This window comes from Aeromonas sp. 604443, from assembly GCF_049170315.1.
Taxonomy (GTDB): domain Bacteria; phylum Pseudomonadota; class Gammaproteobacteria; order Enterobacterales; family Aeromonadaceae; genus Aeromonas; species Aeromonas veronii_A.
In genome coordinates, this window is sequence record NZ_JAAKMI010000003.1 from 1 (window position 1) to 21,674 (window position 21,674).

At 60.7% G+C, this 21,674-nt stretch carries 14 protein-coding genes; 2 read left to right on the top strand and 12 right to left on the bottom strand.

The genetic code is table 11. The features are described 5' to 3' along the window. Positions 1–318: 318 nt before the first annotated feature. A complete protein-coding gene (gene astB, locus G5380_RS05615) occupies positions 319–1,656 on the bottom strand; it encodes an N-succinylarginine dihydrolase (protein ID WP_421352495.1) in 1,338 nt (445 codons plus the stop codon). 355 nt (positions 1,657–2,011) lie between these two features. On the opposite strand from astB, the gene topA reads away from it, so the two are divergent. Next, positions 2,012–4,633, top strand: a complete 2,622-nt coding sequence (topA, locus tag G5380_RS05620; protein WP_421205502.1) for a type I DNA topoisomerase — start codon at positions 2,012–2,014, stop codon at positions 4,631–4,633. A 108-nt stretch (positions 4,634–4,741) separates the two neighbouring features. Beyond that, a complete protein-coding gene (locus tag G5380_RS05625; RefSeq protein WP_005334891.1) occupies positions 4,742–4,906 on the top strand; it encodes a hypothetical protein in 165 nt (54 codons plus the stop codon). Between the two features lie 16 nt (positions 4,907–4,922). Here the strand turns inward: G5380_RS05625 and G5380_RS05630 are convergent, their stop codons facing one another. The 11 genes from G5380_RS05630 to G5380_RS05680 form a co-directional block, all read right to left on the bottom strand. Beyond that, positions 4,923–5,279, bottom strand: coding sequence for an MGMT family protein (locus G5380_RS05630; protein ID WP_019446729.1), 357 nt, complete (start codon positions 5,277–5,279; stop codon positions 4,923–4,925). 66 nt (positions 5,280–5,345) lie between these two features. Continuing rightward, on the bottom strand, positions 5,346–6,899 hold the full coding sequence (locus G5380_RS05635) for a methyl-accepting chemotaxis protein (protein WP_421210232.1): 1,554 nt from the start codon (positions 6,897–6,899) through the stop codon (positions 5,346–5,348). Positions 6,900–7,111: 212 nt separating this feature from the next. Next, positions 7,112–8,977 carry a beta-N-acetylhexosaminidase gene (locus G5380_RS05640; protein WP_164536302.1) on the bottom strand — a complete coding sequence of 622 codons (1,866 nt, stop codon included), beginning with the start codon at positions 8,975–8,977 and terminating at the stop codon, positions 7,112–7,114. After that, positions 8,962–9,834 carry a BadF/BadG/BcrA/BcrD ATPase family protein gene (locus tag G5380_RS05645; protein ID WP_164536303.1) on the bottom strand — a complete coding sequence of 291 codons (873 nt, stop codon included), beginning with the start codon at positions 9,832–9,834 and terminating at the stop codon, positions 8,962–8,964. Before G5380_RS05645 ends, G5380_RS05640 begins: the two co-directional genes overlap by 16 nt. 128 nt (positions 9,835–9,962) lie before the next feature. Next, positions 9,963–11,696 (bottom strand): glycoside hydrolase family 9 protein, encoded by a 1,734-nt coding sequence (locus tag G5380_RS05650; RefSeq protein ID WP_421352496.1) that lies wholly within the window; start codon positions 11,694–11,696, stop codon positions 9,963–9,965. 114 nt (positions 11,697–11,810) lie between these two features. After that, positions 11,811–12,803, bottom strand: a complete 993-nt coding sequence (locus G5380_RS05655) for an ABC transporter ATP-binding protein (RefSeq protein ID WP_139410701.1) — start codon at positions 12,801–12,803, stop codon at positions 11,811–11,813. A gap of 11 nt (positions 12,804–12,814) precedes the next feature. Then, a complete protein-coding gene (locus G5380_RS05660) occupies positions 12,815–13,834 on the bottom strand; it encodes an ABC transporter ATP-binding protein (RefSeq protein WP_005334876.1) in 1,020 nt (339 codons plus the stop codon). Beyond that, the gene (locus tag G5380_RS05665; protein ID WP_005353820.1) at positions 13,831–14,751 is read right to left on the bottom strand and encodes an ABC transporter permease; all 921 of its coding nucleotides are present in this window, start codon (positions 14,749–14,751) and stop codon (positions 13,831–13,833) included. The genes G5380_RS05660 and G5380_RS05665 overlap by 4 nt, the downstream gene beginning before the upstream one ends. Positions 14,752–14,797: 46 nt before the next feature. Continuing rightward, a complete protein-coding gene (locus G5380_RS05670) occupies positions 14,798–15,781 on the bottom strand; it encodes an ABC transporter permease (protein ID WP_005334871.1) in 984 nt (327 codons plus the stop codon). Between the two features lie 118 nt (positions 15,782–15,899). After that, positions 15,900–17,585 carry an ABC transporter substrate-binding protein gene (locus G5380_RS05675; RefSeq protein ID WP_005362139.1) on the bottom strand — a complete coding sequence of 562 codons (1,686 nt, stop codon included), beginning with the start codon at positions 17,583–17,585 and terminating at the stop codon, positions 15,900–15,902. Between the two features lie 415 nt (positions 17,586–18,000). Next, entirely contained in the window at positions 18,001–21,438 is a 3,438-nt protein-coding gene (locus G5380_RS05680; protein ID WP_421352497.1) for an ATP-binding protein, read from the bottom strand. Positions 21,439–21,674: the final 236 nt, after the last annotated feature.

The following is a 21,674-nucleotide window of genomic DNA, read 5'->3' on the forward strand; positions in this document are numbered from 1 at the left end:
GGAGAAGGATTCGAACCTTCGAAGGCAGAGCCGTCAGATTTACAGTCTGATCCCTTTGGCCGCTCGGGAACCCCTCCCCAAGTGCGAGGCGCATACTATCAGATCCAGAGGCTTTGTGAACCCCTTGATGAGGCATCTGGCAGTAAAAAATGACTGTTCGTCGATTTTTTGATACACCCAGCTCAAAATTCAAGCTTATCAGCAAGTTGTGCGCTGCTTTTCTGCACAAAACAGCATCCGTGCAAGTTGGCGATCGCGCTGAAGAGAAGGGAAATAGCAGAAGACCGCCAGCGTCGGCGGTCTTCTCGGGCATCACATCTAGCGCTGGAACGGGTAGACCGAACCCAGTTTCAGGATCTGGGTCAGCTCGTCCAGCGCGCTGCGGGACTCTTGCACCAGTGCCGGGTCCCGCAGGTCATCGAGGGTCAGGCGGTCGCGGTAGTGGCGATCGACCCAGCCATCGAGGCGGGCAAACTGGCTGTCGTTGATGAGGCAAGCCGGATTGACCGCGGCGAGTTCCTGATCGTTCATGGCAACCCGCAGTCGCAGGCAGGCGGGGCCGCCACCATTGCGCATGCTCTGTTTCACATCCATATAGTGGACTGCTTTGATCGGGGTCTCCTGCGTCAGCAGCTTGCCAAGATAGGCCGACACCGCCGGATTATCGCGGCACTCGGTGGGGGCGATAATGGCCATCTCGCCGCTCGGCAGGGTGAGGATCTGGGTGTTGAACAGGTAGGATTTCACCGCATCCAGCACGGATACCTCGGCAGTCGGCACTTCGATAAAGTGCAAATCCCCCTCGCCAAACTTGTCGCTGATCTCGGTCAGCACCGCTTCGGTGTTGAGGAACGCTTGTTGGTGGAAGAAGAGCACGTTCTGGTTGCCCACCGCGATCACGTCGTTATGGAATACCCCCTGATCGATCACCTCCGGGTTTTGCTGAATAAACACCACGCTCTCCTCGCCAAGGCCATGCAGGCGGGCGATGGCTTGGCTTGCCTCCAGAGTCTGGCGGGCCGGATAGCGCTTCGGCGCCGGGCGGGAGTAGTCAAAGGCACTGCGGCCATAGACGAACAGCTCGACACCCGCCTCGCCATAGGCGCGGCAGAGGCGGGTATGGTTAGCTGCCCCCTCGTCGCCGAAGTGGTCATTTTCCGGTAGATGGAGGTGGTGGCTGAAGTGGCGATCATTGTTGAACACGGCGCGCAGGATACGGCCTGTAACGTCCGGCTCCAGGGAGCGGTGAAACTTGTTGGTCAGGTTGGCGGGGGTGAAGTGAATGCGGCCATCCTGGGTATCGGCACTGGGAGAGACGGTGGCGGCGTTGGCGGTCCACATGCTGGAGGCCGAATAGCAGGCAGCCAGTATGGCGGGAGCCTGTTTGGCGGCCTGCTCCAGCACCCTGGCATCGTTGCCGGTGAAGCCGAGGCGGCGCAGGGTGGCGAGGTCGGGACGCTCTTGTGGCGCCAGTACCCCCTGGGTCATGCCAAGCTCGGTCAGCGCCTTCATCTTGCGCAGCCCCTGTTTGGCGGCCTCTTTCGGATTGGAAGCCTCCTGGGCATTGCTCTGGGAGGCAACGTTGCCGTAGGAGAGGCCAGCATAGTTATGAGTCGGGCCGACCAGACCGTCGAAATTGACCTCGAAGTGCTTCATTGAGTACATCCTTTCGATTTTTATGATGGGTAGCGGTTCCTTCCGCGCGCAATGCGTCGGGGTTGGGCCATTATAAAGAGATTTTATGTTTTTGTAACAAGCCGGTAACCAGCAGACGTTTTTATGTCGTTTCAGATATAAAAAGAGGGGCGGTATGGCAGAAAATTGAAAAAGCGGTTGCGTCCGGCCTGTTGCCTTCGCATTAATAAATAAAGAAGCAATAAAAGAAGCCGTGTGGTTCGGGCTGGTCAGGCAAATTTGCTCACAAGATTGCTTTTTCGCGCCAAATCTCTTATACAGCCCCACAAAACCGCACACCAACCCCGTCGGGTGCAATGAGGATAATAGTTACAGCATGGGCAAATCACTGGTCATAGTGGAGTCTCCGGCCAAGGCCAAGACGATCAACAAATATCTGGGCAAGGACTACGTGGTGAAATCCAGCGTTGGTCATGTTCGCGATCTGCCCACCAGCGGCAGCGCCAGCACCGAGCCCAAGAAACCTGTCATTCGCGGCATCAAGTTGAGTGAATCCGAGAAGGCTGCCAAGGATCGCAAGGCCCTGTTTGCCCGGATGGGTATCAATCCGACCGCTGGCTGGCAGGCTAACTACCAGATTTTGCCCGGCAAGGAGAAGGTGGTCAGCGAGTTGCAAAGTCTGGCCGAGAAAGCCGACACCATCTATCTCGCAACCGACTTGGATAGAGAAGGGGAAGCGATCGCCTGGCACCTGCGCGAGATCATCGGTGGCGACGACAGCCGCTACAAGCGCGTGGTGTTCAACGAGATCACCAAGAGCGCCATCAAGGAGGCGTTTGCCCAGCCGTCCGAACTCAATATTGACCGCGTCAATGCCCAGCAGGCCCGTCGTTTCCTCGACCGCGTGGTGGGTTACATGGTCTCCCCGCTGCTGTGGAAAAAGCTGGCCCGCGGTCTCTCCGCCGGTCGAGTGCAGTCCGTTGCGGTGCGTCTCATCGTCGATAAAGAGCGCGAAATCAAGGCGTTCGTACCGGTCGAGTTCTGGGATCTCAATGCCGACCTGCTGACCGCTGACAAGAGCGATCTGCGGATGGAAGTGGTCAGCCGCAATGGTGCCGACTTCAAGCCGGTGACCCAGGCCGAGACCTTTGCCGCTGTCGCAGCCCTGGAAGGGGTCGACTACAAGATCGTTAACCGGGAAGACAAGCCGACCGGCTCCAAACCGTCCGCGCCGTTTATCACCTCCACCCTGCAGCAGGCGGCCTCTACCCGTCTGAGCTTTGGGGTCAAGAAGACCATGATGATGGCCCAGCGTCTCTATGAAGCGGGTTACATCACCTATATGCGAACCGACTCCACCAACCTCAGCAAAGAGGCGGTTGAAGCGGTGCGTGAATATATCGGAGAGCAGTATGGCGCTGCCTATCTGCCAGCCGAGCCGAATCTGTATGGTGCCAAGGCCAATGCCCAGGAAGCGCACGAGGCGATCCGTCCCTCCAACGTACAGGTGACAGCCGAGATGCTGGAAGGGATGGAGCCGGATGCCATGCGTCTTTACGATCTCATCTGGCGTCAGTTTGTTGCTTGCCAGATGACCCCGGCTCAGTACGACTCCTCCACCCTGACCGTCAAGGCGGGTGAGTTCGAGCTCAAGGCCCGTGGTCGTACCCTGCGCTTTGCCGGTTGGACCAAGGCGCTGCCGCCGATGGGTCGCAAGGGTGAAGATAGCCAGCTGCCTGCGGTCACCGTGGGCGAGGTGCTGAAACTGGTCAAGCTGGATCCGCGCCAGCACTTTACCAAGCCGCCTGCCCGTTTCACCGAAGCTGCGCTGGTGCGCGAGCTGGAAAAACGCGGCATCGGCCGTCCCTCTACCTACGCCTCCATCATCTCCACCATCGTTGATCGTGGTTATGTGCGGGTCGAGAGCCGCCGTTTCTTCGCCGAGAAGATGGGTGAGATCGTCACCGATCGTCTGGTGGAGAACTTCGTCGAGCTGATGAACTACGAGTTCACCGCCAAGATGGAAGACAAGCTCGATGGCATCGCCGAAGGGAGCCTAGAGTGGAAGAAGGTACTGGACGCCTTCTACGCCGAGTTTACCCAGGAGCTGGAGAAGGCTGACAAGGCGCCCGAAGAGGGCGGCATGCGTGCCAACCAGATGGTGATGACCGACATCGACTGCCCGGATTGCGGCCGCAAGATGGGGATTCGTACTGCCACCACCGGCGTGTTCCTCGGCTGTTCCGGCTATGCCTTGCCGCCGAAAGAGCGCTGCAAGAAGACCATCAACCTGGTCTCTGCCGACGAATTTGTCTCCGCCACTGACGGCGAAGAGGCGGAAACCGAAGCGCTGCGCGCCAAGCACCGCTGCGGTGTCTGTGGCACTGCGATGGATGCCTACATCATCGATGACAGCCGCAAGCTGCACGTCTGTGGTCGCAACCCGGATTGCGATGGCTACGAGATCGAGAAGGGCCAGTTCAAGCTCAAGGGCTACGAAGGGCCGAGCATCGAGTGCGACCGTTGCGGAGCCGAGATGCAGCTCAAGAACGGCCGTTTCGGCAAGTACATGGGTTGTACCAACGAGACCTGCAAGAACACCCGCAAGATCCTGAAAAACGGCGACATCGCGCCGCCGAAGGAGGATCCGGTGCCGCTGCCGGAGCTCAAGTGTACCCAGTCCGATGCTCACTTTGTGCTGCGTGACGGGGCTGCCGGTCTGTTCCTGGCGGCCAGCAACTTCCCCAAATCCCGCGAGACCCGCGCGCCGCTGGTGGAAGAGCTCAAGCGCTTCAAGGATCGCATCTCCGCCAAGCACAAGTATCTGGCCGGTGCCCCGCTCACCGATCCAGACGGCAATCCCGCCATCGTGCGCTTCAGTCGCAAGACCAAGGAGCAGTACGTGATGAGCGAGGTCAACGGCAAGGCGACCGGTTGGACCGCTCACTACGACAACGGTACCTGGCAAGAGAGTTTGCCAAAGGCTAAAAAAGCCTGATGAAAAGAGGCCCCGACACGGGGCCTCTTTGCTTATGGATAGCGGTATACTGAGACAGCTGCAAGGAGTGCAGCTGTCATCAATCGCGAAGTAGACAAGGAGGTTGAGATGGAGATTAACGAGATCCGGCCGGGCATGAGCTGCATGACTCGGGAAGGGGCGGCCTATGTGCTGGAGGTTGACCGGCAGAGTCTGCTGGTGCTGCTGCAGCGCGCGGATGAGACCATACCGGTGCAGGTGCGCAGCGACGAGATCCTGGCGCCGCTGGAGTGATCCGGCTGTGACCCCCTCAAAACGGCAGTAGAAAAAGCAGCTCGGCCAGATCGGGCTGCCATTGCCACTCCTTCATTCTGACCCGCCCCCCGATCACCACGACCCCCTCCTGCTGCAGGCGTCCCGTCTGTTCGGCAAAGCCTGGCGATCCTTTCGGTAACGAGATAGTGCCCGCAGCGCCCAGCACCCGATGCCACGGCAGTACCTTGTCGGTTTCCCGCAGCACCTTGCCTACCAGTCTTGCCCGTCCGGGCAGCCCCGCCAGATCGGCCACCTGACCATAGCTGACTACCCGGCCTGCCGGGATCAGGGCGATGATAGCTTCGATACGGGCCGTTTTGTTCAATGGGGATGGACTTGGTTCAATGCTCATAGACCCGATTCGTCAAAAACAACAGAAGCGCCATTGTGGCGCTTCTGTCATGGGGCTGGCAATCATTCAGCCGAAGGTCTGGCTAAGCCCCTTCAGTTGCTTGGCCCGTTCCAGCAGAGCCTGACTGGAGTGATCGACATCCAGCATCTTCTGACTGTTGGCGTGGGAGTACTCGGAGATCTGGTGGATGCTGCGGCTGATCTCCTCCACTACAGCTTGTTGTTGCTCTGCAGCGGTGGCGATCTGGGTGGAGTGTTCGGTGACCAGCTCTATCTCTGCCAGCACGGTATGGAGGCTGCTGGCGCCCTGGCGGGTCATCTCGGCACATGCGCGGGTCTGTTGCAGGTTCTCCTGCATCATCCCCTTCCAGCGTCCCAGAGTGTGCTGGATCTGCTTGATGCTGACCTGGATCTGCTCGGTCGCCTTGTGGGTGCGGGTCGATAGAGTTCGCACCTCGTCTGCGACCACCGCAAAACCACGGCCCTGCTCCCCGGCGCGAGCGGCTTCGATGGCCGCGTTGAGGGCCAGCAGGTTAGTCTGCTCGGCGATGCCCTGGATCTCGCCCATGACACTGCCAATCCGTTCGGATTCGCTGGCGAGCTCTACCGCCGAGTTGAACGCCAGCTCTGCCTGTTTGGCAAGCTGTTCGATCTGTTGCTCTGTCTGGTTCAACTGCTGGTTGGTTTGTTCACAACGATTGCGAGCTTCGTTGACCTGACCGTTGGAGTCCTGAATGTTGCGGGCGATCTCGTGAGCTGTGTTGGCCATCTGAGTCATAGCCGTAGCCATCTGCTGGGTCTGGGCATCTTGCTCGTTGATATCGAGACAGGCCTGATGAGAGGCCTGCTTCAAATTGATGGCCAGGGTTTGCAGAGGTGCCGTGGCATCGTTGATCCTCCCCAACACGGTTCGGATGCGGGCCTGCAGCATCTTGATATGAAAATCGGCAATGGCGCCGGGGTTGTCACCGGAGTAGACCAGCCGGGTCAGACTGTCATATTCGCGGCCCAGCTGCCGTAGATAGTGGGGCAGGGCAAAGAGCTCGCGCCAGTAGGCTCCGCCAAGAAGCAACAGGGGCAGCAGCATCAGCAGGACGGTCATGGCCCCTTGGCTGGCGAAGGCCCAGCCCATCAGGCCGAGCAGAAGCAGGGTAATGGCCGGGGTGCGCACTCTGGCAAGAGAGGGAAGGTTGCTGCTGTTGCCGCGCTCGGCCTTGAGCAGGGCTTGGTAGGTCTGAGCGGCGATGCGCTTGAATTGGGGCTCGGGCTTGCAGCGTACCGACTGGTAGCCGCTGATCCTGTTGCCTTCATAGATGGGGGTCACATAGGCATCTACCCAGTAGTAACGACCATCCTTGCAGCGATTCTTGACGATGCCGCGCCAGGGTTTGCCCTCCTTGAGGCGGGCCCAGAGATCGGCGAAGGCGGCCTTGGGCATGTCGGGGTGGCGTACCAGATTGTGGTTGTGACCGACCAGCTCGTCGGCGCTATAGCCGGCGATGGTGCAAAAGGCCGGGTTGGCGTAGGTGATCACCCCGCGCAGGTCAGTGGTGGAGACCAGTTGTACGTCGGCAGGAAACTCCACTTCGCTGTCCAGGGTATGGACGTCTCTGCGGGCCATAGGAATACGCTCCGATGTTCTTGTTGATAATGTTGTCGTTGTTATTGTGGCAGATCTGGAGGTGGCCGCAGGCTCGCGCCAGCAGGAGGCAGACCAGCTTCATTGGGGGCTGGATTTTGCCAATAATGGCGGATGAATGGTAGGGGGAAGTTGATGTTTTGTTGGTTAATCGTAAAAAAGGCGGCCAATTGGCCGCCAAAGTAGAGACAACATTACCTCTGTGGCATCCGGTAGCGCACCTGCAACTGATCGAGGATCTGCAGCTGACCCGGCAGGCGGGCGGCGAAGTGCTCCCAGCCCTTGTGGGCGGGATCGCTCCAGGCCACCTCGGCCGTGGCCAGCATACGCGGGAACAACATGTAGTCGAGACGATCACGGCTGGTGATCAATTCTGACCACAAGGGGCTCAGCACCCCGAGGATGTTATCGTTGGCATGGAAATCGGCTGGGGCAGGGTCACACGAGTAGATCTGCTCCAGATTGAGGGTCCCCGCCCAGTAGAGGCCGGGTTCATGAATATCGGCGCTCCAGGCGAGATCCAGATAGAGGAACTGGGCGGGCGCCATCACCACAGGATAACCGGCTGCGGCAGCATCCAACCCCGCCTGAAAGCTGGTCCAGGCACAGATGGCCGCTTTGCGGCTCACCTTGTCGCCATGCAGGATCTCCTCCCAGCCGATCATCTGTTTGCCTCTGGCGGCCAGATAGCGCTGGCAGTGGCGCAGCAGATGGCCCTGCAGCTCGCGGCAGTCGGCGTAGCCCTGATCGACCATCAGCTGCTGGCAGGCGGGGCTGTCGGTCCAGACCCCGGTCGGCACCTCGTCACCCCCCATGTGGATCTGCGGGCCGGGAAAGAGCTCGCATACCTCGTCCAGCACTGCCTCCAGAAAGCGGTAGGTGCCAGGCAGGGCGGGGTTGAGCACGTTGTCATCGAAATGCTGGACCGAGCGGTAGCGGGAGTGATCCGCCGTTTCGATCAGCAGCTCGGGCAGCGCCTTGATGGCGGCGTGGCAGTGGCCCGGGATGTCGATCTCGGGAATGACGGTGATGCCGAGCTCACCGGCATAGCTCACCAGCTCCTTCACCTCGCTCTGGGTGTAGTAACCGCCATAGGGTTCGGCGCCGCCGCTGAGCTGGGGGCCGATCGCCAGATCGTGGCCGCGCCAAGCTCCCACGTCGGTCAGCTCCGGGAAGGCCTTGATCTCGAGTCGCCACCCCTCGTCATCGGTCAGATGCCAGTGGAAGCGGTTGAACTTGTAGAGGCTCATCAGCTTGAGCAGGCGCTTGATGGTGGCCGGGGTGTGGAAGTGGCGGGCGCAGTCGAGAAAAATGCCGCGAAAGCCAAAGCGCGGGGCATCCTCCAGCGTGACGCAGGGCATGCTCTCGCCATGTTGCAGATACCACTGGGCCAGCGTGACCAGCCCATGACGCCAGCCCGGTTCGTCGGCGGCGGCAATCACTACCTCCTGCGGCGTGATGGTGAGTTGGTAGGCTTCGGGGGCCAGTTTGGCCTCGGTTAGCCGGATTTCAGCGTCGTGATCCTGCTCCAGCGCCAGCGACGTCAGCTCGTTGAAGTGGGCCAGCAATTTCGGTACATCGCGGGGGGCGCTGACATGAGCCCGCTCGGCCAGCCGGAAGTTCCCCTCCAGCAGTACCAGATGGGCCGGTTGTGGCACGATTCCGGGCAGGGGCTCGACATCCGGCAGGTCGGGGCGGGTTACCGGCGGGTTCTCCAGTCCGAGATCCTGCGCCGCCAGCGTCACCGGCAGCAGCTGGGCACCCGTGGTCGCCTCTGGCAAGCTGAGGAAAAAGCCCTGCGGCATGTCGGAGAGCTTCTTGATGGGCGTCTGGCGGCAGCAAAAGCGCAGCTCGCAGCTGTCAGCGTTCGGGACAATCACCTTGTAGCTGCCGCTTTGGCGCTCCAGCTCGCCCCCTTGCAAGGAGTCGGGGTCGATATGGCGAGCCAGACAGAAGTGCAGCTTCCACCGGGTATCCGGCATGCGGGATAGGGTGAAGGTGAACCAGACATCCTCGCCGTCACGTCGGGCGACCTGGGTGTGGATCAGGGGTGTAGACATGGAAAATCCTCTGATTGGGCAAACAGGATGGCGCCATCGAGCGCATCTGCCTGGGGGGGGATCAGGTTGAGCTGGCCGAGACGGGGAGCGAGGCGGGTACCAATACCCCCCAGCAGGGCGATCTGTCTGGCACCGAGCTGGGTCATTCCCTCCAGCAGGATCCGCAGCTGTTCGCAGGTTTCGTCCAGCAGCTGATTGGCGAGCTCGTCGCCATCGCTGGCGGCATCGAATACCCAGGGGGCAAAGTGGCCATAGTCCGCCGGAATGGCGCGGGCGGCCCAGCGAACCACCTCGGCCTGATCCCGCTTGAAGCGATCCATCAAGCGGATGGCGAGGGTGCTGGGGGGCAGAATGCCATCGTGGCAGAGCAGGGATTGCTGGATGGCGCGCAGCCCCAGCCAGGCGCCGCTGCCTATGTCTGAAATGGGGAAGCCGCGGCCGGAGCAGGTGCGGATCTGCCCCTCCTGATAGACCAGCCCCACCGAGCCGGTACCTGCGATCAGAATGGCCCCCTCACGGCCGCCAAAGGCGCCGAGGCAGGCACCGAAGGCATCGGAGGTGAGCCTGACGCTGGCAAAGGGGAAGGGCATCTCGAGCAGGGCGTGATAGCAGTCGGCCAGCTCGGCGGAGGCGAGCGCCAGCCCGACCCCCATCTGTTGTTCGCACTCTATGCCCAGTCCAGCCGTAAGGCGGGCGCTGGCGATGGCGGCCAGCACATTGGCATGAGCGTGAGGGATGCCCAGCTCCAGATTGGAGCCAGCAGCGCGCCCCTCTCCGAGCAGCTTGCCGGCCCGATCCCGAATGCGGGCGCGGGTGTGGGTGCCCCCGCCATCGACGCCGACCCAGAACTCAATCATGGCGACCTCCCTGCTCATTTCGATCACTCAGAGCACTCTGCCAGCTGATGGCCAGGGCAAACCGGACTGCATGGAGGATCCGCTGTTCTTCCCTGTGCCAGTTATGATCGTGCCGATTCCTGTACATCTCAATCATGGCGACCCCCCTGCTCATTCCGATCACCCAGTGCACTCTGCCAGCTGATGGCAAGGGCAAACCAGGCGGCGTGGGGGATCCACTGCTCGCCCCAGCGCCAGTTCTGATCCAGCCGATCCTTGTACTCCTCCGGAATAAAGGCCACCTCATTTTCGTCATCAAACCCTGAGGTGATGCCGTTGCAGATACCTCCCTGCGCATTGGGATACCCGGCGGTATAGGCGGGGTTGTTGATGCCGTGGCCCGCCAGCATGCAGGCGTTGAAGGGGTTTTGCCCGAGGATCCAGTCGAGTTGGCGCTGACCGTAAGTGATGAGCGGCTGGCTCTGGCGGGGGAAGTGGCGGGCGCCAGCAAAGGCCATGGTCGCCAGCGAGGCCAAGCGGGCGTTCTCCCCCTGCCACCAGTAACCGGATTCGTTGTTGTGGGGCATAAAGAAGCTGACGTGCGGCGCTTCATCCACCCCTTTGACATATTGGCGGGCGAGGGAGAAGGGGTTGCCCGCCCGTGCGCAGAGCGCCAGCTCGGCGGCCAGCGCCTGCTCCACCACGGTTTGTACCCTAGCCTTGTATTCCTGATCCGGCTCTACGCCCAGATATTCCAGCAGCGCCAGCACCGGCAGACCCGCCTCAGCGGCGTGGTAGTAGGGGCGCGAGCCATCCTCGTTGGCCGACCAGTAGTGGCCCAGCTCAGGATGAGGGCGCTGGCGGGCGCAAAGCTTGCTGGCGCGAGCTCTCGCCTCATTCAGCCACTCGGCGCCGAAGGTGCCGGTCAGCTCTACCGCTGCCAGCAGGGCGCAGTAGTCGTCGATGATGTTCTCGACCCCGTCATCCAGATAGGAGAGGTTGTGTTCACGCAGATGCAGGTAGCCGCGTTTGGCGGCCTCGGCGTAGCGGCTGGCATCGAAGTCGCCGCTGACGCTCTCGCGGGCGGCGCGGGCCAGCGCGGCGATGGCCATGCCGCCCCCTTGGCGAAAACCTGCCTGCCAGTTGGCGGACTTGAGCCCCTGCTGGGTGGCATAGGCGCATAGCTCGCGCTGCTCCGGGTCCTTGCTCCACTTGTCGAACAGGGTCATGTAGAAGAAGCCCGACTCATCCTGCATCCGGCAGAGGAAATCGGCGCCGTGCAGCGCCTCGTCATTGAGCCGCTTGCGGAGGTTCACCCCGTCGATATCGCGGCGCGGGGCCAGCAGTTCCCGGCACTTGAGCAGAGCCCACACCACCATGGGGGTCTGCTGGGGGTTGAGGTAGTTGGCGTAGGAGAGGTGGCTCAGGTACTTGCTCATGTCGCCGCTGGCATCGAACCAGCCGCCGTGAACATCTTTGTGCTGGTCGGTGCCAAACAGGCGGGCGTTGCGGTCGGCCCGATCGAAGGTGCCGCTGGCGCGCTGCCCCTTGAAGTAGTGGATGACATCGGAGAGGCAGCGGCTGGCCAGCAGATCCTGGCCGATGGCAAAGCGGGTCGAGCGGACAATGCCTTGGGCAGTGATCGCCTCCAGCCGATAGTCGCCGGGCTCCTTGAAGGCGGAGAAGTCGGCACGCCAGTAAGCGCGGCCTTGCCAGCCTGGGACGCTGCCAGCCGGTTGCAGCGGGGTTTCAAACAGGATCTGGCCATCATCGAGGCGTTGCAGCCTGACATAGCCGCCGAGATCAGGGGCGGGGGAGGTTTGCAACAGGGCGATCTTGTGTCCGTCGCACTCGTAGCCCACCTGATTGATCAAGAGTTCCATCAAGGTATTACTCCTGTGGTTCACCGCCGGGCGGTGAGGCACATCACGGGGCTGTGGCCGCCCCGTATCGAGGCATGGCCGGACAGGGTTGTCCGGCCGATCTAAGTCTCACCTTCACTCGTAGAGATAGCAGCGCACGAAGTGGTTGTCGGCAAGCCTGGTGATGGGGGGCAGCGCCTCCTTGCAGCGGGGCATCGCCTGATTGCAGCGCCCGGCAAAGGGGCAACCGCAGGATTCCGGCGTCCAGAGCGGGATCTCCCCCTTGCGGCCCCCCTCCAGCTCGGCGTGGATACTCTTCTCGGGGTCGGGCACAGCCGAGATGAGCAGCTGGGTGTAGGGGTGCTGCGGGTGGTGCAGGATCTCATCCACCTCGCCCCACTCCACCATGTGTCCCACATACATGACTGCCAGATCTTCCGCCACATAGCGGGCGGTGGCGATGTCGTGGGTGATGTAGAGCATGGAGACGCCGAGCTCGTTCTTCATCTGCTCCATCAAGTTGAGGATGCCGATGCGAATGGAGACGTCGAGCATGGAGGTGGGTTCGTCCGCCAGCACCACTTCCGCCTCCACCGCCAGATTGCGGGCGATGTTGACCCGCTGGCGCTGGCCGCCGGAGAGCTGGTGCGGATACTTGGCCGCGGTCGCCTTGGCAGGAGTCAGGCCGACCTTCTCCAGCAGGGCGTAGACCATGTCGGGCAGCTCTTTCTTGTCGATCACCTTGCTGTGCAGCAGCAGGGGGCGGGCGATGTGGTGATAGATGGTGTGGGTCGGGTTGAGCGAACCGAACGGATCTTGCCACACCATCTGCACGCTCTGGCGATAGTCCAGCAGGGCGGTGCCCTTGTTGAACTCCTCCAGATCGTGGCCGCGATAGAGAATGCGCCCGGCACTGAGCTTGTACATCTTGGCGATGATCTTGGCGATGGTGCTCTTGCCGGAGCCCGACTCCCCGACCACCGCCAGGGCGCGGCCCCGGTGCAGGTTGAAGGTGATGTCGGAGAGCGCCCGCATCTTGCCACTCTTGATGGCATTGGAGTTGATGGGGAAGTCCTTGTAGAGGTGCTGGACTTCGATGATGGGTGCATCGGTTTTGGCGATTTGCATGACAGACATCCTTAACAGCCAGCGGCCTTGTCCAGATAGATCACGGAATCTTGTTGCAGCCCCTGCTCTTCATAGAGGTGGCAGGCGGTCTGTTGCCCGGGGCGGATCTCGGCCAATCTGGTGTACTCCTGACGGCAGCGATCGTGCACCTTGCCGCAGCGGGCCTGAAAGCGGCAGCCGACCGGCACCTCCAGCAGGTTGAGTGGTGTGCCCGGGATCCCCTCCAGCACCTTCTTCGGCCCGTGCAGGGGCGGGAAGGAGTTGCCGAGCCCTCTGGTATAGGGGTGCAGCGGCGCGGTCAGGATCGCCTTGGAAGGAGCCACCTCCACCAGTTCACCGGCATACATGATGCCGATGCGATCGCAGAACTCCACCATCAGGGAGAGGTCGTGGGTGATGAACAGGATGGAGAAGTTGAACTTCTCTTTCAGGGCATAGACCTTCTGCAGGATCTCCCGCTGCACCACCACATCGAGCGCCGTGGTCGGCTCATCCATGATGAGCAGCTCGGGGTTGAGCGCCATGGCGATGGCAATCACCAGCCGCTGGCGCATGCCGCCGGAGAACTGGTGCGGGTAATCCTTGAGCCGGCTCGGGTGGATATCGACGATGGTGAGCAACTCCTGCGCGCGCTTGATCGCCTCGTAACGGGTCATGCCGGGGTTGTGGGCCAGCAGCACGTCGCAGAACTGCTCCTCCATCCGCAGCACAGGGTTCAGGGCGTTCATGGCGGACTGGAACACCACCGACACCTGTTGCCAGCGGTAGGAGCGCAGCCGCTCGTCGTTGTAGTGGAGGATGTTCTCCCCCTTGAACAGGATCTCGCCGCCGCTGATGTAGGCGGGCGGCTTGTGCAGCCGGGCCACCGAGAAGGCGACGGTGGATTTGCCGCAGCCCGACTCACCAGCGAGACCGAAGATCTCGCCCTGTCTGATATCGAAGCTCACCGAGTTGACGGCGCGCACGTCGCCATTTTCGGTGATGTAGTCAACGCAAAGATTGCGTACTGACAGCAGGGGATGCTTGTTCATGCTGTCTTCTCCTGTGCGGCAGAGAGTGGTGTTGCGACCGGGGTGGCAAGTTTCTTCCAGCGGCTCAACCCTTTGTGGGAGCGCAGCTGCGGGTTGGCAATCTCGTCGATGGCGAAGTTGAGCAGAGCCAGACCGGCACCCAGGGTGGCGATGGCAAAGCAGGGAGCCAGGATCTCCCACCAGGCGCCGACCAGAATGGCGCTGGAGGTCTGGGCGTTGTAGAGCATGATGCCCCAGCTCACCACGGTCGGGTCGCCAAGCCCCAGGAACTCCAGGGTCGCTTCGGTGACGATGGCGTAGATGATGGAACCGATAAAGCTCACCCCGATGATGGAGATGAGGTTGGGCAGGATCTCCACCAGAATGATGCGCCAGGCCGGCTCCCCCAGCACTTCGGCGGCGATGACGAACTCCTTCTCGCGCAGCGCCAGGGTCTGGGCCCGGATGACCCGCGCGCCATAGGCCCACGAGGTCAACCCTATTATCACGGCAATCACCGCCGGTGACGCCTCCCCGATAAAGCTCGCCAGCACCAGTAGCAAGGGGAGGTTGGGTATCACCAGCACCACGTTCATCAGGAAGGTGAGGCACTCGTCCACCAGACCACCGAAGTAACCGGCGGTGATGCCGATGGCGACGGCCAGGGTGCAAACCAGCAGGCCTGCGCTGAAGCCCACCAGCAGCGAAATACGGGCGCCGTTGGTGAACTGGGCCCAGATGTCGTGGCCCATGCGGGTGGAACCCATCACGAACTCGGCACTGGGCGGCTGGTGCGGGCGAGCCACCCGTTTGGTCGGCTCGTTGCTGGCCAGAATGGGGGCAAAGAGGGCCATCAGTACGAAGGCAACCACGATGGCGAGGCCACAGGCAGCCTTCTTGTTGCCCAGCAGGATTTTGAGGATTGTGGGCATACGCATCTTGTTGTCCGGTAACAGAATTTTGAGCATGGTCGGCATACGCATCTTATTTGCCTCCTGTACGCAGACGGGGATCCAGGAAAACGTAGAGCACGTCGGCCAGGAAGTTGAAGCTGAGCATGGTGATGGTCATGATGAGCAGCTGCCCCTGAATGAGCGGGTAGTCGCGGGCCAGAATGCCCTGATAGAGGGTCAGGCCCAGGCCGGGATAGTTGAAGATAACCTCGGTGATGAGAGATCCACCGATAACGAAACCGAGCGCCATGGAGAGGGCGGTGACGCTGGGCAGAATGGCGTTGCGGGCGCCGTAGTTGAAGATCACCCGGTTGCTGGAGAGCCCCTTGGCCTTGGCCATGGTGATGTAATCCTCGCCCAGCAGGTTGATCATGTTGTTGCGCATGGTGATGAGAAAGCCCCCCACCTGCACCACGGCCAGAGTCAGCACCGGCATGATGGCGTGGGTCATGATGCTCTTGATGTGCTCCCAGCCCCAGTCAGCCTTGATCTCCGGGCTGTAGGCGTAGCCGATGGGCAGCCACTCGAGGCTGACCCCGAACAGGAACAGGGCGAGCAGGGAGACCACCACCGGCGGAATGGCCTGCATCACCAGGGTGAGCGGGGAGAGAATGCTGTCCATCCGGCCGCCGCGATACCAGGCGGCGAAGATGCCGACTATGGAACCGAGGGAGAAACTCAGGATGGTGGAGGTGCCGACCAGAAACAGGGTCCAGCCGATGGCACGGCCCAGCACGTCAGAGACCTGCTGTGGGTAGAAGCGCACCGAGGTGCCGAGATCCCAGGTGAAGACACTCTTCACATAGGTGAGAAACTGGGTGCCGATGGGGCCGTCGACAAAGCCGAAGGTGGCTTTGAGGGCTTCCAGGGCGGCGGGTTCCATCATGGCGCCAGCGCGGGCAAACATCACGGAGACAGGATCCCCTGGCATGGCACGGGGTAACAGGAAGTTGATGGTGGCGGCTACCAGAAAGGCAACCAGATAGAAGGAAAAGCGTCTCAGTATGAATCCCATGATAGTACCTTTTACTGCAAGTCTGCCCCGCGTCGGGTATAGCTACCCCAACCCCGGCGGTGCCGGGCAAGAAGGGGATTAACGGGGAAGATGGCCCCCCGCAGGGGGCCGGGATTGTTTAGCTGTTTGGCTTGAGGGACAACACGTGCAGCAGACGCTCAGGGGTGTCCGGGTGGAGCTGAGGTTTGGCTACCGGGTTATCAGCACTGAACCAGCCGTTGAAGCGCTTGGTGCTGTACTCATACCAGGTCGGGTTGTTGAAGACCGGAATGATGGTCTGGTTGGCACCAACACGATCCTGGATGGCGAACATGATCTCCTTCTGCTTGGCCGCATCGGCGGTCTGGGTGAAGTCATCGATCAGCTTGTCGAGCTCGGGATCCTTGTAACGGGGCGCGGCGAAGCGGTTGCCACGGTCGCCCATGTTGCGGGAGTGGAACGCGGTCTCGAAGTACTTGTGCGGGTTGGCACCGGCAAAGTAACCCTGCAGGGCGACATCGAAGTCACCGGTGATCAGGTTCTCGGTCCAGACGGTCGCTTCCGGGGTGGCGGTCTTGGCGTTCAGGCCCAGCGCCTGCAGCCCTTCTACACCAATCTGAACTGTGTTGACCCAGTCGGTCCAGCCGTTCGGTACCAGTACCTTGAACTCGATCTTTTTGCAGCTCGGAGTGTCGAGGAACTTGTCGCCGTCACAATCCTTGTAGCCTGCCTCTTTCAGCAGGGCCTTGGCCCCTTCCAGGTCGAACTTGTTGTACTTGCCGTACTTCTTGTCCACTTCCGGGTTGTTCCAGGAGTCAAAGGCTTTGCCCAGACCTGACGGGTACTCGTTGACGGTGGGGTAGCCGTAGCCCGCGATATCCACCATGGACTGGCGGTCCATCGCCATGGAGAAGGCCCGGCGGAAGTTGATATCGTTGAAGGCTTCGTTATTGCCCGGGTTTTTGGTCTGGAAGTTGACGTTGAACGCCACGGTACCGGAGGCCGGGAACCAGTATTTGTTGTTCTTCGGATCGTTGCCGACGTAGAGGCGCTCGATATCCGGTACGAAGGAGCCGAACCAGTCGATGTCACCTTTCATGACAGCTGCCAGCACCTGGTCGTTGGTGGCCATCTGCGGCATACGCAGACAGTCGATAGCGAGGTTGGCGTTATCCCAGTAGTGCGGGTTGCGGCACTGGGTATAGAGCTGGGCAGAGAAGTTGTCCACTTCGGTGAAGGGGCCAGTACCAACCGGCTTGTCGTTGGTGAAGGCAACCGGATCTTTCACCGATTTCCACTGATGCTCCGGCACGATAGGTACCAACACCAGATCGTTCACCACGTTGGTGTTGACCTCGGTCAGGTCGAATTTGACCTTGTTGGGGGCCAGCTTCTCGACGCTCTTGATCTGGGTCCAGATAGAGCGCTCATCCAGCGCCTTGTTGGCCTTGACCAGATTGAAGGAGAAGATGATGTCATCGGCATCAAAGGCTTCGCCGTCAGACCACTTCACGCCGTCACGCAGATCGAAGGTGACGGATTTCAGGTCATCGCTGAACGCATAGTTGGTGGCCAGACGATAGACGGGTTTGCCCCCTTGCATATCGTTGAAGATCACCAGCGGCTCATAGATGAAGTGACGGGTTGTGTGCAGCAAGCCCGCTTGCAGGAAGGGGTTGAAGTTCTTGACCCAGGCGGTTTCCTGCTGTGCGACCATGGTCAGCACGGTTTTGTTTTCTGCGGCCATGGCGTTACCGGCGGCACCGGCAAGCATCATGGTTCCCAGCATTACAGCGGTAGAGATTTTGGATACTTTGGCAAGCATATGTTTTCCTTTCTTATTTTTTGGCATTCCCGAGGGTTCGCCTTGTTTTGTGTGAGCACCGGTTTCGCATGCTGATGAAATCGGCCCTCTGTGTTGGTCAGGTGTCTAACCTTTGTCGTTCTGTTTTCCAACGCCCTAAGCAAACCAGAATTAACAGGAAAACAACAACTATTGATTTCGTTGTTTTCGTAAAAATTGACGGTGTTACGTCAATCTCGTCAAAATGCTTTTTTATCTGTTTAAAATCATTGGTTTGCGTTATTTGCTCTCGCGTAGGAAGTGGCTGTGAAAATGGCGTATATGACAAATTTGTGAATTGGATCTGCTCTCGGTTTCGGGGTTGTACGGGGCTTTGTTTTGCGCAAAAAGAAACCAGATTGCCAATTGTGATCCGGCGCCCGTTTAGGGCGCCGTGTCACGGCTTGCGGTTGGCGAGTTGACGCAGGGTCTGGGCGCTGTGCTGCAACTGCTGGCGCTGGTGGTCATTGAGCGGGCAGTGGCCCAGCACATACTCGGTGGTGGCCACCACCGTCTTCCAGCGTGGCGACTTGGGCAGGGTGTCCAGACTCAGGTATTTGTCGAGGGTACGGGTCTGCGGGCTGGATCTGTCCATATAGACCCGCCACAGCTTGCTCTTCTCCGCCAGCACGATTTTGCCCTTGCCGGTCCCCTGCTGCCAGGCATCCAGGGTGAGCTGCATGGTCTCTACCAGCGCCCGGCGCAGCGGCTCGTCATCCTGCTGGCGAATAAGGTCGTCGGCCAGCGAACGGAACTCGCCACCCAGGCGGCTCAGCTCGCCCAGCAGCTGTTCATCTTCGATGATGGCTTGCCGCGAGAGGTTCTTGAGGGCGTTCTCCAGCGCCATTACCCGGTTCTCATCCTGACGCAGCTCGGTACTCAGAGTGAGGGCGAAAGCGGCCTGTCCCCCGAGCGCGATGGGCAGGGCACGGGCGTTGAGCACGTCCTTCTGCCCGGCCACCAGAAACTCCAGATTGTGTTCCCGCTCGCTGGCAAGGTCGGGCCACTGCTGTTGCAGCGGGGTGGCGAGCCACTCATTGAGGGGCTGCCCCTCCATGGCTTCCGGCTCCTGTCCCAGCAGGCGCGCCAGCACCCGGGAGGCAAACAGCACTGTGCCCTGCTCGTCGATAAAGATCATGGGATCGGCCCCTTCGCCGAGCAGGGCCAGCAGCCGCTGCTGATCCTGATGTAGCCGATCCTGCAGGGTGAGGCGGTGCTCGATCTCCTGCTTCAATAGTCGGTTTTCCACCAGCGAGGCGCGTCCGGCCTTGGCTTCCAGCAGTGCCTTGACCCGGGCAAACAGCTCTTCCTTGCAGAAGGGTTTGACCAGATAGTCGTTGGCACCGGCCCCGAAGCCCTCCTCGATATCCTTGGGCTGGTTGAGGGCGGTGAGCAGCAGCACCGGCAGCATATCTTTCGGGTGTTGCTGGCGCAGGCGACGGCAGACGTCAAAACCTGAAAGGGTCGGCATCATCACATCGAGCAGGATGAGGTCCACCTGCTCCTCGGCCAGCTTGGCCAGCGCATCGTGGCCGTCACTGCTGGGCAGGATGCGGTAGCCGCAGGGTTGCAACAGATGGCGCAGGATGTGCAGGTTGATGGGCTCGTCATCCACCACCAGAATGAGCGGCGCATCCTCGGGGGGAGGGGGCAGATCGTCGCTCTCCCAGTCAGGCAGGATCAGCGGTTGCTGGCGCACCAGCTGATGCTCGATCTGGCGGCTGTCGAGAGTCAGATTGGCCGCTTTGCCGGTGGCAAGGGGCAGGGTAAAGGCGAAGGTAGAGCCAACGCTCGGCTCGCTCTCGACAAACAGCTCGCCCCCCATCAGGTGCACCAGCTGGCGGGTGATGGAGAGGCCAAGGCCGGCCCCCTGCTTGCTTACCTCCGGGCTCATCTGCACCAGCGGCTCGAAGATATGTTCCAGATGGTCGGGGGCGATGCCGATGCCGGTATCCGTGACCTTGATGCGCAGGAAGTTGTTCTCGACGATGGCACTGAGCACCACCTTGCCCTGCGGCGTGTACTTGATGGCGTTGCCCACCAGGTTGTAGAGCACCTGTTCGAGCCGCTGCTCATCGGCCAGTACCGGCGGCAGTTCGGCCGGGCTGATATCCACCAGGGTGAGGGGTTTGGCCTGCACCAGATGCTGGCAGAGGTCCAGCACCAGCCGGATAACCCCCTTGGATGAGACTGGCTGGGAGTGGATCTCCAGCTGGCCGTAGCGCATCTGGTGGTAGTCCAGCAGATCGTCAACCAGACGGGCCAAGCCGTCTGCACTCTTGATGATGAGGCCGAGCTGCTTTTGCTGCCCTTCGGTCAAATCCTGCTGGCTGGCGAGCATCGACTCGGCCATCCCCTTGATGCCGTGAATGGGGGTACGCAGCTCGTGGGAGGTGTTGGCCAGCAGTTCATCCTTGAGCTTGTCCGCTTGCTGCAGGCTGAGGTTCTGCTTGTGGGTCAGCTTGACCTGCTGTTGCAGCTCCTGGGTCTGCTGTTCGATCAGTTCGATCTTGTCCTTCACCGAGCGCTGCATATGGCGAAACGCCTCGGCCAGCCGGTCGATATCATCGCCGGTGCGCTCGATGGCGATGGGGTGATCCAGCGCGCCGTCGGCCACCTGCTCGGCCGCTTCGGTCAGGGAGCGCAGCGGCGCCGTGATGGAGTGGGAGAGCCAGCGGGAGAAGAGGATCAGCAGTAGTACCGAGCCCGCCCCCAGCACAATTACCAGAGTTTCCAGCTGGCGGATCGGGGCATAGGCTTCCCGGGTGGAGATCTCGGCGATAAAGGCCCACTCGGTATCGAACACCTTCACCTGGGTGTAGGCGGCCAGCACCTCGTCATCCTGATAGGAGTGGAACAGCCCGACCCCCTGCTCGCCGGAGAGCGTCTTGGTGATGAGGGGCGTTTGCAGTGGACGGAAGTTGGGGCTGAAGCTGTTCTCTACGCTGAACTCCGGTGCCAGCCAGGCATCGGCGCGCATCCGCTTGTCAGGGCCGATCAGGATGGTCTCGCCGGTCTCGCCCAGCCCCTCCCGCTCCGCCATGATCTGGTTGAGCTTGTCCGGCAGCAGCTCGAAAATCACCACACCGCGCACATAGTCGTACTGCATCACGGGGGCGGCCATGTAGGCGACCACCTGCCCGGTCAGCTCGTTGCGGCCAAAATCGGTGAATTCGAAGATCTGCTGCGGCTTCTGGCCGCCATCAAGGCGGCGTTTGATCTTGGCAAAGGTCTGGCCCAAGCCACTGCCCTGATAGGGGCCGGAGAGCAGATTGGTGGCAAAGTTAGGGTGCTTGGTGACCGAATAGACCACATCACCGTTGAGGTCCACCAGAAAGATGTCGCTGTAGTTGGACTTGCGCACCATGTCGGCATAGCCGCGATGAAAGCGCTGGTGCACCCGGCCATACATCTCGTCGGCGAGGATAAGCGCCGTGATGGAGGGTTCGATCTCCACCTGACTGTCCGGTTTGCGCAGTTGATCCCAGGAGCCTGGCAGATAGCGGGCCTGAGCACGGCTGCGGGCCTCCTGCGGTGTGGTGCCCAACTTCTCGAAGGCGCCGGTAAAGCCATAGAAACGGCCGATACTGTTGCCGGCAAAATCCTGCTGGGAGAAGTTGATGATCTGCTCTTTGAGGTTGTTGAAGTAATCCTCGAGCTGACTCTTCTTGATATTACGAACGGAGACCAGATGGTTGGAGGTCTGGGTGGTGAGATCCTTGCCGTGGCTGTATAGGAAGAAGAGGGTGATGACCAAAAAGGGCACCATGCCCAACATGAAAAAAGCCAGCATTAACTGCGGCCTGAGCCCACGAAGCGTGAAGATCCCTTTCATCTTGTGATTTTCAATTGAGAATCCGGTTATTAAGCCGCTCAAGTCTCGAACGAAAGCGTAATCATTTCAACGACTTTATCCCAAATTCGCTTGGTGGGTCACAGCTGGCTGGAGAAAAATGCAGCAAGGCGTTTAAACCCTGAGCAAACAGTCTGCATCAGGGCTTAAATTGCGAAAAAGGGGTTGTGCTGGCGCTCGTGGTACGTATAATGCGCCTCGTTGTCAGGCAACTGGCA

Excerpts from the sequence above, each read along its gene's own strand:
- astB (WP_421352495.1), bottom strand. The coding sequence starts at position 1,656 with ATGAAGCACTTCGAGGTCAATTTCGACGGTCTGGTCGGCCCGACTCAT.
- topA (WP_421205502.1), top strand. The coding sequence starts at position 2,012 with ATGGGCAAATCACTGGTCATAGTGGAGTCTCCGGCCAAGGCCAAGACG.
- G5380_RS05625 (WP_005334891.1), top strand. The coding sequence starts at position 4,742 with ATGGAGATTAACGAGATCCGGCCGGGCATGAGCTGCATGACTCGGGAA.
- G5380_RS05630 (WP_019446729.1), bottom strand. The coding sequence starts at position 5,279 with ATGAGCATTGAACCAAGTCCATCCCCATTGAACAAAACGGCCCGTATC.
- G5380_RS05635 (WP_421210232.1), bottom strand. The coding sequence starts at position 6,899 with ATGGCCCGCAGAGACGTCCATACCCTGGACAGCGAAGTGGAGTTTCCT.
- G5380_RS05640 (WP_164536302.1), bottom strand. The coding sequence starts at position 8,977 with ATGTCTACACCCCTGATCCACACCCAGGTCGCCCGACGTGACGGCGAG.
- G5380_RS05645 (WP_164536303.1), bottom strand. The coding sequence starts at position 9,834 with ATGATTGAGTTCTGGGTCGGCGTCGATGGCGGGGGCACCCACACCCGC.
- G5380_RS05650 (WP_421352496.1), bottom strand. The coding sequence starts at position 11,696 with ATGGAACTCTTGATCAATCAGGTGGGCTACGAGTGCGACGGACACAAG.
- G5380_RS05655 (WP_139410701.1), bottom strand. The coding sequence starts at position 12,803 with ATGCAAATCGCCAAAACCGATGCACCCATCATCGAAGTCCAGCACCTC.
- G5380_RS05660 (WP_005334876.1), bottom strand. The coding sequence starts at position 13,834 with ATGAACAAGCATCCCCTGCTGTCAGTACGCAATCTTTGCGTTGACTAC.
- G5380_RS05665 (WP_005353820.1), bottom strand. The coding sequence starts at position 14,751 with ATGCGTATGCCCACAATCCTCAAAATCCTGCTGGGCAACAAGAAGGCT.
- G5380_RS05670 (WP_005334871.1), bottom strand. The coding sequence starts at position 15,781 with ATGGGATTCATACTGAGACGCTTTTCCTTCTATCTGGTTGCCTTTCTG.
- G5380_RS05675 (WP_005362139.1), bottom strand. The coding sequence starts at position 17,585 with ATGCTTGCCAAAGTATCCAAAATCTCTACCGCTGTAATGCTGGGAACC.
- G5380_RS05680 (WP_421352497.1), bottom strand. The coding sequence starts at position 21,438 with ATGAAAGGGATCTTCACGCTTCGTGGGCTCAGGCCGCAGTTAATGCTG.